Below are 13,058 nucleotides of genomic sequence, written 5' to 3' on the forward strand. Positions count from 1 at the left end.
ATCCCTCATTCCTCTATTCGACCATTCCCTTTTTATCTAGTGGTCGCTCCATCGTCCCAGTAAATCCATTCATATATTCAACCTTATTGCCATGCTGAAAACGCCACACAGGCGCTAACACCTGTATCTCAGCGTCATATTTAAACCCATAATAGCCGAGTGAGATGCTATCAATGCTTTCTCCGCTCTTAATCACTTCTTTTTCAATTAGAGAGCGCAGGGCTGTGTAAGCCGTAATGATTTTCCGACCTGAGCCCTGATTTTTCACCAGTAAATAAGTCTGCTTATACCCTCTGATAAATCCATCAGCAATGTGTAGCTCTAGTGGTGCGACGAACATCGGTAGTCCATCATGCGTCTGCCAATAAATTGGTGCAGATAAACTCCAGTTGACATCCTCTTTATACTGATCTGCGAATTTAATCGTGTTGTATAGTTGATGTAAGACATCCTTTGGACTTTTAAAATCTCGTATGGCGATTGGCTTTTCAAGGCGTGATTCTAGCACGGTATTGTCTACCACTACCTGCTGGTCTGCCATCTCCTCCTGTTCAAAGGTAGCCGAGGTCACATACTCCACATACAGATAGTTTAATAGAGGTGTTTCCTGTGGGATATCCATCTTGATCGTGATATTTTGCTTTGATAGATAGTTTTCAATCTCCCATTGCGTGCTTTGCGCAGATTCTGACTCTACGCCATGCTGCAATTTTGATAGGTACACCTGATAGCCAAGAAACAAATTAAGCGTCAGGAAGGCAAGAATCAGAATGGTTTTCGTCCTACTCCAGTCCACTCACTTTCCCTCCTTTTGGCACGGCACTGCGAACATCAATGATTTTATTATACACGCCTTCCAACTGCACCACCCAGGCTGGGATTAATTGCATGTAGCCCTTTTGTTCTACCAATTGATAGGCCAAATAGATGTTACTGATTTTTTCCGTATCAATTTTATTCTCTTGTAAATAGGTAATCAGATCAGCACCAGAAGCAACATTCACTTCCTTATAGCCAAAGAACGTATCCAAATCAATCAACGATCTTCTCATTGATTGAACCTGTCCTTTATCCATATTAAGTTGGATATTATCAATTAATTTAGAGTCCTGGCTGATGATCGGGAAAGCGCCTAGATATTGACGGAAAACGATTTGGGAGTTGCCCTCTGTGCGTTGCTCCATTGACCGTAAGCGAAATTCATCAATCCATCCCATGTGCTGATTTATAAAAGAAACGCTCTCCTGAAGCTGTTCATAGGCAGTCATTTGCGTATCGCCAGCTTGCCAAACAGGTGTAGTGAGAGTCATTAAATGCTGCCCATTACGCACCTGAACAGATCGAGTACCATCTGTATAAATATTCGTGCCATCTCGCTCTACAATCTGTCTGACCAAGCCCGGATCAAGAAAATAACTCTCCAGTAGTTGCTTGCGTGAGATTGGCAGATAGTTGTAATTATACATGCTCATGACACTCTGCTTTTTTGGTAGATAATAAACGCTCCAGAAGGTTTGGTTATTTTGTACAATATACGGTGATCTTTGCGGGTCCTTATACGTTTTTAGAATCTGCTCCGGTAAATTCTTGCCAAACAACAGATAAGAATTGCGTAAATCTTTCGGGCTTACGGCTGTCTTGGCTCGAAAGCTCTGGTGATCCTTCGTTGACAAAAATAGAGCATACACCGTATCATCTGCTTCCTCATAATACAGCCAGACTCTGTCTATTCCTGTTAAGCGCTGATCAACGTCACGCAATGTCAGTACCTGCTCCATAACGGAAATGGGGATGAGCGAGTTATATTGCAGCTCTAATCCTAGCTTTTTACGAGTCAAGCTATCCCACTTGTCTTCCGTCATCGGGTAATAGCTAAATTCATTAAAGTACCAATTCTGCACCTGTCCCATCAGGATTCGATACACATCATCACTGGAGTTTGCTTTGGTATGACGATCTTCGCCATAATGAAAAAGAATGGCATCGGGAACCACAAAATCCTTAGCTTGCTTAGATGCCCCCTGTTTGTCGGCAGGGACGAATGTGGCAGGTGATATAAATTCTAGCTGAGGCTGATTGTTGAGAAGAAGGGAAGTCAAAATCAGACTGAGCAGTACCAATACCACAAGCACGACAGACTTTATATTCTCCATCCGCTCTCTGCTCAAGCTCCCTCTCCTCCTTTAGCTAACGGAATCCAGAATGTGACGATGGTCCCTTCATTCCACTCACTTGAGATTTGTATCTCTCCACCATGAGCTTCTACCAAGTCCTTCGCGATGGCTAGTCCTAGACCTGTGCCTCCCTGACTGCGAGACCTTGCTTTATCTACGCGATAAAAACGTTCAAAAATAAACCGTAAATCCCGCTTAGGAATCCCGATTCCTGTATCTTTTACAGAAATATATGCGCGTTGTTGTTCATTATCGGCACGTGCCTCTACCGTTACTTCCCCGCTCTCTGGTGTATATTTGATCGCGTTAGACAACAGATTATCCAGAACCTGAGTAATTGCATCATCGTCCATATAGACATCATCCAGACCTTCTGAATGGAATAGCTTGAGCTTGATCCCATTTTGTTCACACTGCATCGCAAAACGCTGGGTTGCGTATTGTAAAAGCTCTGTCATGCTTATTTGCTTTCGATTTAATTGAACCCCCTGCGCATCAAATCGTGTAAGCTGCAATAAATCATTGACCAGTCGAATCATCCGATCCGTCTCATTCATCGTGACACGTAAGAATTGATTCGATAGCTCTGGCACTTCTACTGCTCCATCCATGAGTGCTTCTGTGTAGCTTTTAATGGTAGTCAGCGGAGTACGTAGTTCGTGTGAGACATTAGCCACAAAATTACGGCGTTGTTGCTCTGTACGTTCCTGCTCTGTAACATCCTGCAACACAGCAATAATTCCACCCTTTTTGCCACTATCCTGCTGGAGCGGGGTAATTAAGACTCGCAGCATAATCACCTCACGATTGGATACCATCATCTCTAGGAGCAGAGGCTCCACCTCCTGAAACAAAGGCATTTCTTCCTCAGGCGGCAGGCGAAGCACATCATAGATACTGCGTTTTTGATCTAACACATCCGCTTCCTGTACCTCAAGCATTTCTTCTGCTGATCGATTCATTAAAATGATCGTGCCATCCCGATCAGTCGCCATAACACCATCGCTCATATTTGCTAAGATTTGCGATAGTTTTTCCCGCTCCTCCTCCTCTAGTAAAACCGCCTCTTTTAAACGAGCTGTCATATAGTTAAAGGTACTGCCAAGCTGACCAATCTCATCATCGCTGTAAATGCGCACCGATCGGTTAAAGTCACCGTTCGCTACCGCCTTGGCCTGCCGAGTCATTTCTTTGACTGGCTTGGTGATGGTTTGGGCTAATAAATATCCCAACACTGCCGTTACTACTAAAGCGATAAACGTTCCTGTAGCAAAAATATTAGTGGTTTGACGAATGGTCGTATACAGGCTCTCAATCGAGGCAACCATGTACACAGCTCCGTATACCACATTCCCCTTTTTGATGGGGACGGCTAGCACTTTTACTCGCCCCTCCGTAACAGGATCAATACGCATTGATTCATTGCGCGTTCCAAGAAGCGCGATCGTAATTTCCTTCTGGGCAGTACGTTGCCCGATAATCGCCGGATTATCTTCAGAGGTACTAATCACCGTTCCATTCGCATCGACTACCTGTACATGCGCCTCCTTAAAGGACATGTTGCGAATCAGATTATCTATATCGGTTTTGACATCCTGTCCGTTATGGTCATCAGGACTACGTGTCTGACTAAAATATTTCTCTAATAGAGTAGACAATAAGGTAGCCTGTCCGTTTAAGCCTTCTGAAAAGTTGTTGGTATAGTACTTTTCTATTTCACGAGTAAAATAGGCCCCAATGACCTGCATGGCCATTAGTAGTAACAGCATATAGATGACGACTACCTTCCACTGAACTGTTTTGAACAGCTTCAGCTTACCCATGAAGTGATCCCCCCGTAGAAGTCTGTTTCATGGTGTAGCCTAGTCCACGTCGTGTAATGATATAAGTAGGCTGACTCGGGTCATCCTCAATCTTTTCTCTAAGGCGTCTAATGGTGACATCGACTGTTCGCACATCCCCGAAATAATCATAGCCCCATACCGCCTGTAGCAAATGCTCTCGTACCATAACCTGTCCTTGATGCTTTGCCAAATAAACAAGCAATTCAAATTCCCGATGGGTTAATTCGAGAGTCTCACCTTGTTTTTTTACGGTATAAGAATGCAAGTCTATCTCTAAATCCCCAATACGGAAAAAATGCTTGTTCTGTGCCCCTTGCTTTGGTTTTTGCCTGCGTAAATGGGCTTTGACACGGGCTAATAGCTCACGTGTACCAAATGGTTTCGTCACATAATCATCGGCTCCTAATTCTAAGCCTAATACCTTATCCAATTCCGAATCCTTAGCCGTAAGCATGATGATCGGCATGTCGTATTCCTGACGGACAATCCGACACACATCCATCCCATCTCGGCCAGGCAACATAATATCTAATAAAATCAAATCAGGCTTTTCTTGATGTACCAACCGAAGAGCTTCCTCACCATCGTATGCGCACACCACTTGATAGCCCTCTTTTTCTAAAGCGAATTTTAATATATCAGCAATTGGTTTTTCATCATCCACTACGAGGAGTTTCGCCAATGGATTCACTCCTTTCGACTACTCGATCTATTCGTGTACTCTATCCATTCCACTTTAACGAATAATTCCCTTTCAAGCAATCTACAGAGCCTCACATAACTAGTAGAGAAAAAGAAAACAGACCACCCTGACATTTCTGTCAGAATTGGTCTGTTGAATTGTCTATAGTTAGCGTAACACAGAAAGCGGGTTTAACAAACGCCCGTTTTTGTGCACTTCAAAATGAAGATGGACACCTGTAGAGTCACCTGTAGATCCCATAATACCAATGGCTCCACCTTTGCTGACAACTTGTCCAACTTTTACCTTTGCACTGCGCAAATGTCCATAAAGGGTTTGCGTGCCATTCCCATGATTAATCGTTACGGAAATACCATAGTCTCCATTCCAGCCAGCTTGGACAACGCGACCGTTATCTGCTGCTTTCACTGTACCTGATCCCGCAATATCAATACCTTTATGCATACGTCCCCAGCGAGTTCCAAACCCACTGCTAATATAGCCCCTAGCTGGCCAAGCAATACGACCGGTACCACGGTCCGCTATGACCTTCGTACCTTTTTCAATAATTTTTGAAACGGGTTGTTGAATCATATCTTCATCGACCATCTTTGTTGCTACAAGCTGACCATTTTCTTTTACATATTCGTACTGAACACGTTTTAAACCATTCTTACCCTCGCGAACTACTTTCGTTTCACCTTTAGGCATTTTGGCATTCGATTTTGTTTCAATTTGATAAAAAATATTTTCGTCCTTAGTCGCGTTTTCCACCACTTGAACCGTCACATAAGGGCGAATCTCGGTAACATTTAATTTTTGATCCAATTGAAGCAACGTATTCTCAGTAACACCAGGATTGTTTTTAAATATCTCTTTTTGGGTAATTCCATATTTTTTAGCAATTCCGCTAACTGTATCACCAGGCTTAACAGAATGTATTGTTTCTTGTGCTGTACCTTTAACTAATACTTCCTCTAGCTTGTTAGCCGGTATAATCTTATCAGCCGGTACAGTTTCTGTATCTAGAGAAATCTTTTCCTTGAACGAAACTGACTTAATCTGTTTGTCAGTCGATAGGGAAGCCGCCATAACTTCTGGTTTCTTCGTTTTATTCGTCGGAACGCCACTGTATCGTTCCTTGATATCAGCTAAAACTTTATCCGCTTGTTCTTGATTAGCCGCATACCCCACAAGTTTGTCCCCAACCATTACCTTGATGGCTTCAACCTGAAGATTTGCTTCCTTTTCAAGTGTTTGAAGTGTTTCTTGATTGTTTACCTGCCCTTTAAACACCTTTTCTTCTGCAAAGGTGATATTATCACTTAGCGTAAGCGGGGCATGATGTTTCTGTTCCTGTTCCTTTAAGCGTTCTTCCGTCCATTGCCTCACTACTTCAGGGTTGTCCACCACACCCATCTCTTTACCATTTAGCATGACATGATAAAGGGGAGTCATATTAGAAGTGTAGTAATAATTCGCATAGGTTACGCTAGTAGCACCCATTACAAGTGTCACAGCTACAGTAACAGATTGTTTCTTATGGCTAAGGATATATGCCCAAGCACGGTCTGCAATTCGTCTGGAACTTTGATTACATGTATCAAGCAATGGCTTGACACGCTGAACCAACCAGTCTTTCCATTCGGCCGGTCGCATCATTAATACCTCCTATAAGCCTTTCCAACATCAACATTACTCGCGCAAAAGTTGAAAAAACAAAATGTTCCAGCACATTGTGTCTGGAGTTAAATTATACCTGTCAAATTTCCTAATTAAGCCAACTTATTAAACTGTATCACATCACAGCAATCGACATCAAGTGTAAAATCCGGTCGAATAAATAGTAATGTGTCGAGTAATAATAAAGTCACAAGATTGTAAAAGAATAACAAGGTACTATTTACCTGTATATGAACGATGATTTTCGTAGGAAATAATACCCATGGCATGTAAAAGCAAGGGCAGTCGTCACTGATCAAAAAATAAGTCAGTTCGTACATACTTCTCAACGACTGGAGGCAATTTCTATGAAAGAAATTAGTATTTTAGCAGGATTTTCATCCCTTCAGAGCGCTCAACAGGCAGCAAACGAATTACAGCAGCTAGGATGCTCCACAGTTAAGATTGATGAGGTAAGTAGCTATCCGGGAGAAGGTGTAGACCGCATAATGAATCCCATTACTGGGGAAATACCCAATTTAGGAAGTATGACGTTAAGCGGAGACTTTCCTTCTGGTCGTGATGCTAGTGTGCTAGCAGCTTCTGACCCTTCTGCTAGCGGCATGGCTGATCGAGGTGCTGAGGCTACTATGCCAAACCTGCTGCTAACCTGCCTAGTGGATGATGCCATCAGTAGTAAGGCCAATCAGATTATCCAATCTCATGGCGGGCTGATTTAACCTATCTGGACCTCTTAGGAATAAGGAAAAGAGACTGTTTTGAAACGTCTACATGTAGTCATATAGACGTAGAAAACAGTCCTTTTTCCTGTTACCCCTGTTTTTTGTGGAGCAGTCAAATCAAACGTATTACATGACTTATCGTGTTTTTTAATCAATAACCCCTGCCATTCTAATGTACATAATCGTGCATAATTTAGTTAATAGCTACCATTGAGGTGATGTCACGTATGGATAGTCTGCGAATTTCTTTCTTTTTGTTTGTATCATTCTCTCTTTTGCCAAGTACGAAGCAAACATATCCCTTGCTTACATGAGTCATCGTCCCGCTGATGATTACACCATTAAACATTTTAACTTCCACATCTTTGCCAACCAGTGTCATTGCTTTTTGATCGAATCCCATTATCAAGCACCCCGTTTTCATTTGGTATACGATAAGATATGCCCAGATGGTGGGTACTGGTGACTGTCCCAAACAATTTTTTTACGAAGAGGTAGAAAAATCATTATTTCCGTTCATAAAAAAGCGGTTCCTATGCTAGTGATAAGCATAAGAACCGCTTTTTTTTCATTTGGCAAGAGCCTATACGTAAATGCCTCTTACTACATTTGTCTGTTCACGGTCAGGCCCAACGGAGAAGATAGACATAGGTACTCCTGTTAGCTGTGTGATACGCTCGATATAGTGACGAGCAGTAGCAGGCAAATCATTTAAATCACGTATGCCCGTGATATCTTCACTCCAACCCTCAAGCTCTTCATATACTGGCTCACATTCAGCCAGTACCTTTAAGCTTGCCGGGAATTCGTTTAGAATCTCACCTTTGTACTTATAAGCCGTACAAATTCGAAGTTTGTCGATGCCAGATAGTGTATCTAGCTTCGTAATTGCTAAACCAGTGATACCACTCACGCGACGGGCATGACGAACCACCACAGTATCAAACCAGCCGATACGGCGAGGTCTTCCTGTTGTTGTACCGAATTCAAAGCCTACCTCACGGATGTGATCTCCTGTTGCATCGTGTAATTCTGTAGGGAATGGACCGTCTCCTACACGTGTTGTATATGCTTTCGCCACGCCAATTACTTGATGAATTTTGGATGGTCCTACACCAGAACCGATAGTCACCCCACCAGCGATCGGGTTAGATGATGTTACATATGGATAAGTACCTTGGTCAATATCTAACAGTACCCCTTGAGCACCTTCAAATAGCACACGGTTTCCATTATCAATAACGTCATTTAATACGACTGATGTATCCGTTACGTATGGACGAATGATTTCAGCATACTTCAGATACTCTTCATAGATATCTTCTAGTTTAAAACCTTCTTCGTTATAAAGCTTCTCAAGAACGCGGTTTTTCTCAACTAGGTTCCGAGCTAACTTTTCCTTAAACTCTTCTTTGTCCATCAAATCAGCGATACGAATACCAATACGCGCTGCTTTATCCATGTAAGCAGGACCGATACCTTTACGAGTAGTACCGATTTTGTTTTGGCCTCTGCTCTCTTCTTCTACTCCATCCAGCTTAATATGGTATGGCAGAATAACATGAGCACGATCGCTAATTTTTAAATTATTCGTAGTAAATCCATGACCATGCAGATATTCTAGCTCTGCTACCAATGCCTTAGGATCAATAACCATGCCGTTTCCAATTACGCAGATTTTATCCTTATAAAAGATCCCGGATGGAATCAAATGGAGCTTATATTTATTCCCATCAAAAATAATGGTATGACCAGCATTGTTACCACCCTGGTAACGTGCTACTACCTCTGCTGTTTCTGCTAAGTAATCTGTAATTTTTCCTTTTCCTTCATCGCCCCATTGGGTTCCTACAACCACGACTGTTGACAATGAACACACCTCCTGATTAATAATCAGAAAAACAAACTCATTTTACTAAAGCAACGAACAGATGTCAACCAAATCACGAACATTTTATAATCCTTATTACTATATGTTCGTAAATACATATTCATTTTATGCCAATAAGATGCAGGCTTCCCTGTCCTTTTACCTATTTTTCTTAGTATATGTCAAAAAAAGAAAAACAGGCGAAAATAAGCTCTTGCTGTACCTAGTAAAAATAAGAAATGCGTATTTTCTGCCCGTCATAACACAAAAAAGCCATCTTCTTGAAATGGAAGATGGCTCGTTTTTGTTAGCCTACATCCCGATAACGATGATCTAAGCTGACGAATTTATTAAATTCCTTTAAGAAAACAAGCTCAACGGTTCCGGTAGGACCATTACGTTGCTTGGCAATGATAATCTCAATAATATTTTTGGCCTCAGTTTCCTTATCGTAGTAATCATCACGATATAGGAAGGCAACAATATCAGCATCCTGCTCAATCGAACCTGATTCACGGATATCTGACATCATTGGACGTTTATCTTGTCGCTGCTCAACAGAACGGCTTAACTGTGACAAAGCAATGATAGGTACATTTAACTCACGGGCTATCCCTTTTAACGTACGTGAGATCTCAGATACCTCCTGCTGTCGGTTGTCACCTTTTCCTCGTCCCTGAATTAACTGTAAGTAGTCAATTAAAATGAGACCTAATCCTTTTTCAGTTTGAAGACGTCGACATTTTGCACGAATATCCTGTACGGTTATACCTGGTGTATCATCAATATAGACGGGGGCCTTCGCTAAAGTACCAATTGCCATCGTTAGCTTTTGCCAATCATCCTCTTCCAACCCACCAGAGCGCATACGGGAAGCATCTAGATTCCCTTCCGCACAAATCATACGTTGTACAAGCTGAGACGCTGACATCTCAAGAGAAAAGATAGCTACTGTTTCATTCGCCCTCGCGGCAACGTTCTGCGCTACGTTCAAAGCAAACGCTGTTTTACCTACAGAAGGACGAGCAGCTAAAATAATCAGGTCAGATCGTTGAAAACCTGCCGTCATTTTATCTAAATCAGGATAACCAGATGGAATACCTGTTATATCGCCTTTTCTTTGGCTTAAAAATTCAATACGCTCATAGGTTTCCATCAAAGCATCACGAATAGGAATAAATCCTCCGCTATTGCGGTTTTGTGCGATCTCTAGGATATATTTTTCCGCATCCGCAATGATTTCGCCTACTTCATCCTCACGTGAGTAGCCATCATTAGCAATTTTAGTTGCTGTACGAATTAATCGACGAAGCAATGATTTCTCTTCTACGATCTTGGCATAATACTCAATATTCGCCGCTGTAGGAACAGAGCTAGCGAGGGATGTTAAATAGACAACACCACCCGTTTCTTCCAAGACCTTTTGATCCTGTAAATCTGCCGTAACGGTTACAAGATCAACAGGCTCTCCTCTTTCATAAAGAGCAAGCATGGTATTGAAGATACGCTGGTGAGAAGTTTTATAGAAGTCTTCTGGGCGAAGGAGTTCCATCGCAGTAATAAGCGCTTCTTTGGATAAGAAAATCGCACCCAACACCGATTCTTCCGCCTCTATATTTTGCGGCGGCACTCGGTCCAAATATAAATCGCTCACTTCACACCCCTCAACTTCTGTTCAAATTTTACTCTTCTACTACATGTACTTTCAAAATCGCTACAACATCATGATGGAGCTTTGTTTTTACTTGTGTAACACCTAAAGAACGAATAGGCTCCATATCTAATTTGCGTTTATCCACTTTTACGTTAAATTGCTCTTCCAACGCTTCTACTACCTGCTTGCTGGAAATCGCACCAAAAAGACGTCCGCCCTCACCGGCTTTCCCTTTTATTTTAACGGTCATTTCATTCATTTTCTCAGCCAATTGTTGGGCTTCTAATTTTTCTTGCTCTTTTCTTTTATCTTCGCTCTTTTTTTGTGCCTCTAAATTCTTAACGTTTCCCTCTGTTGCTTCTTTTACTAAGCCTCTAGGAAGTAAGAAATTGCGTACGTAGCCCTCAGACAATTCCTTGATTTCACCTTTTTTTCCTTGTCCTTTTACATCCTTCAAAAAGATTACTTTCATTTGAAACGTCCTCCTTTACAATTCTGTGTCTATAACATCTTTTAACAATCGTACAGCGTCAGGTATGGCAATATCTTTCATTTGAGTAGCGGCTCCATTTAAATGACCGCCTCCACCCATTTTTTCCATGATGGACTGTACATTTATATCGCCTAAGGAACGGGCACTTATTAAAACTACTTCATCAGCTCGCATAGCAATGACAAACGAAGCCTGAACTCCCTCAAGTGTTAATAGAGCCTCTGCTGCTTGTGCTACCTGTACCTGAGTGTAGGTTTCCTTAGGATCACCCACAGCGATTGCCATCTTGTCACGATACACCTCTGTATTCATAACTACGCGTGCGCGTTTGACAAACTGTTGGATATCCTCTTTCAAGAAACGCTGCACCATTGCAGTATCGGCACCATTCCTCCGCAAGAAGGAGGCTGCCTCAAAGGTACGTGAACCTGTACGGAATGCAAAGCTTTTGGTATCAACTACAATCCCGGCTAATAGCCCTGTAGCAGTCACGCTATCTAGGCTAACACGATCAGTCTGGTACTGTAGAAGCTCCGTAACTAGCTCGGCTGTAGAGGAAGCGTATGGCTCCAAATACAACAGAACTGGATCATTAATAAATTCCTCAGAGCGACGATGGTGATCAATAACCACAATGCGGCTGGTTTCTTGCAACAGACGGGATTCAACCACAAGTGACGGACGATGTGTATCTACAATCACTAATAAAGTTCTTGAAGATACAATCTGTAGGGCTTGATCTGGTGAAATGAATGCTTCCGCTAGCGGGGATTGATTCACTTCCTTCATAAGTCGTTCAATCGCTGGATTTACCTCGTCCAACACAATAAAGCCTGGTTTGTTGTGTATTTGTACGGTTTTTATCACACCAAGACAAGCACCGATAGAATCCATATCGGCATTCTTATGTCCCATGACAATAACTTGCTCAGCTTCGTGGATTAAATCACGTAGCGCATGAGCAATAACTCGCGCACGAACACGCGTCCGTTTTTCAACGGCATTCGACTTGCCACCATAGAAGGTTAATTTATTTCCAACCTTCACCGCTGCTTGGTCACCACCGCGTCCAAGAGCAATATCTAGACTGGACTGAGCATTTTTGCCCACTTCCACTAGGCTTGGCATTGCTGCACCTACCCCAATGGATAACGTAATAGGAATCTTGTTGTCAGCCGTCATTTCGCGCACGACATCCAAGATATCAAAACGTGTTTCTTCTAACCGATCCAAGGTAGCGCGATCCATAACCGCTAAAAACTTATCAGAACTCATGCGACGAAGTAAAATCCCATGCTTCTGTGCCCATTCGAGTATCACACCAGATACACTGGTCGTAAGTAATGTACGGCTTTGGTCATCCATTACCTGACTCAGTTCATCAAGGTTATCGAGATGAATGATACCCACAATGGTTTTTTCTTGCTGATACCGAATTGCTAGCTCTTTATATTCGGTTACATCGGTAAAATACAGCAAACGTTCCTCGGGGCGAATTAAAACCTCATAAATCCGCTCGCCAAAGGTGAAATCAAGCTTTTTCTGTTCTGCTTTCCATTCAAGGGCAGGAAATAGTTCAGCTAGTTCTTTTCCGATCAAATTCTCCATATTGGTCATTTGTTGCATATAAGGATTCGTCCACTCAACCTCTCGATCCTCATTAAACAGCAGTATCCCAATCGGCATTTCCTGCAATACGCCTTCACTTGCCTTCTTAACTCGATGATTAATAGTGGCAATATACATTTTTAAGTCTTGCTGAAATCTCTTTTCAATTTGAAGCGTGGCTAATATGAGACCGATAATGCACACTATCCCTATCGCGCCATATATCCAGTGATATAACGTTAAGATGGCGACAAGCACTAAGCTAAAACTTAAAGCTAAAACCATATGTAAGCCATACCAACGTTTAAACAGGAACTTGGGCATTTAC

Annotated in this window: 11 protein-coding genes; 1 reads left to right on the forward strand and 10 read right to left on the reverse strand. The window is 42.2% G+C overall.

What is annotated here, in order from left to right:
• Positions 1–13: 13 nt before the first annotated feature.
• The 5 genes from BRLA_RS22385 to BRLA_RS22405 form a co-directional block, all read right to left on the reverse strand.
• Positions 14–796 carry a two-component system regulatory protein YycI gene (locus tag BRLA_RS22385; protein WP_003334022.1) on the reverse strand — a complete coding sequence of 261 codons (783 nt, stop codon included), beginning with the start codon at positions 794–796 and terminating at the stop codon, positions 14–16.
• Positions 783–2,168 (reverse strand): YycH family regulatory protein, encoded by a 1,386-nt coding sequence (locus BRLA_RS22390; protein WP_003334021.1) that lies wholly within the window; start codon positions 2,166–2,168, stop codon positions 783–785. Before BRLA_RS22390 ends, BRLA_RS22385 begins: the two co-directional genes overlap by 14 nt.
• Complete coding sequence (gene walK / locus BRLA_RS22395; protein WP_003334020.1) at positions 2,165–3,997, reverse strand: cell wall metabolism sensor histidine kinase WalK; 1,833 nt, start codon at positions 3,995–3,997, stop codon at positions 2,165–2,167. Before walK ends, BRLA_RS22390 begins: the two co-directional genes overlap by 4 nt.
• Positions 3,990–4,700, reverse strand: coding sequence for a response regulator YycF (gene yycF / locus BRLA_RS22400; protein WP_003334019.1), 711 nt, complete (start codon positions 4,698–4,700; stop codon positions 3,990–3,992). Before yycF ends, walK begins: the two co-directional genes overlap by 8 nt.
• Before the next feature lie 168 nt (positions 4,701–4,868).
• Positions 4,869–6,362 (reverse strand): peptidoglycan DD-metalloendopeptidase family protein, encoded by a 1,494-nt coding sequence (locus BRLA_RS22405; protein WP_003334018.1) that lies wholly within the window; start codon positions 6,360–6,362, stop codon positions 4,869–4,871.
• 368 nt (positions 6,363–6,730) lie between these two features.
• Between BRLA_RS22405 and BRLA_RS22410 the strand changes: the two genes are divergently transcribed.
• Positions 6,731–7,102 carry a hypothetical protein gene (locus BRLA_RS22410; protein ID WP_003334017.1) on the forward strand — a complete coding sequence of 124 codons (372 nt, stop codon included), beginning with the start codon at positions 6,731–6,733 and terminating at the stop codon, positions 7,100–7,102.
• Between the two features lie 196 nt (positions 7,103–7,298).
• Here the strand turns inward: BRLA_RS22410 and BRLA_RS22415 are convergent, their stop codons facing one another.
• From BRLA_RS22415 to BRLA_RS22435, 5 genes are all read right to left on the reverse strand, one after another.
• On the reverse strand, positions 7,299–7,508 hold the full coding sequence (locus BRLA_RS22415) for a hypothetical protein (RefSeq protein ID WP_003334016.1): 210 nt from the start codon (positions 7,506–7,508) through the stop codon (positions 7,299–7,301).
• A 180-nt stretch (positions 7,509–7,688) separates the two neighbouring features.
• Positions 7,689–8,975 (reverse strand): adenylosuccinate synthase, encoded by a 1,287-nt coding sequence (locus tag BRLA_RS22420; RefSeq protein ID WP_003334015.1) that lies wholly within the window; start codon positions 8,973–8,975, stop codon positions 7,689–7,691.
• Positions 8,976–9,282: 307 nt separating this feature from the next.
• Positions 9,283–10,629 carry a replicative DNA helicase gene (gene dnaB / locus BRLA_RS22425; protein ID WP_003334014.1) on the reverse strand — a complete coding sequence of 449 codons (1,347 nt, stop codon included), beginning with the start codon at positions 10,627–10,629 and terminating at the stop codon, positions 9,283–9,285.
• Between the two features lie 28 nt (positions 10,630–10,657).
• Entirely contained in the window at positions 10,658–11,101 is a 444-nt protein-coding gene (gene rplI / locus BRLA_RS22430) for a 50S ribosomal protein L9 (RefSeq protein ID WP_003334013.1), read from the reverse strand.
• Between the two features lie 15 nt (positions 11,102–11,116).
• Positions 11,117–13,054: a DHH family phosphoesterase gene (locus BRLA_RS22435; protein WP_003334012.1), complete on the reverse strand. Its 1,938-nt coding sequence runs from the start codon at positions 13,052–13,054 to the stop codon at positions 11,117–11,119.
• Between the last annotated feature and the right edge of the window lie 4 nt (positions 13,055–13,058).

It is taken from the genome of Brevibacillus laterosporus LMG 15441 (genome assembly GCF_000219535.2).
Classification (GTDB): domain Bacteria; phylum Bacillota; class Bacilli; order Brevibacillales; family Brevibacillaceae; genus Brevibacillus_B; species Brevibacillus_B halotolerans.

Bases quoted from the DNA above. Each gene is read 5' to 3' on its own strand.
- walK (WP_003334020.1), bottom strand. From the start codon at position 3,997: ATGGGTAAGCTGAAGCTGTTCAAAACAGTTCAGTGGAAGGTAGTCGTC.
- rplI (WP_003334013.1), bottom strand. From the start codon at position 11,101: ATGAAAGTAATCTTTTTGAAGGATGTAAAAGGACAAGGAAAAAAAGGT.
- BRLA_RS22410 (WP_003334017.1), top strand. From the start codon at position 6,731: ATGAAAGAAATTAGTATTTTAGCAGGATTTTCATCCCTTCAGAGCGCT.
- BRLA_RS22415 (WP_003334016.1), bottom strand. From the start codon at position 7,508: ATGGGATTCGATCAAAAAGCAATGACACTGGTTGGCAAAGATGTGGAA.
- BRLA_RS22435 (WP_003334012.1), bottom strand. From the start codon at position 13,054: ATGCCCAAGTTCCTGTTTAAACGTTGGTATGGCTTACATATGGTTTTA.
- BRLA_RS22405 (WP_003334018.1), bottom strand. From the start codon at position 6,362: ATGATGCGACCGGCCGAATGGAAAGACTGGTTGGTTCAGCGTGTCAAG.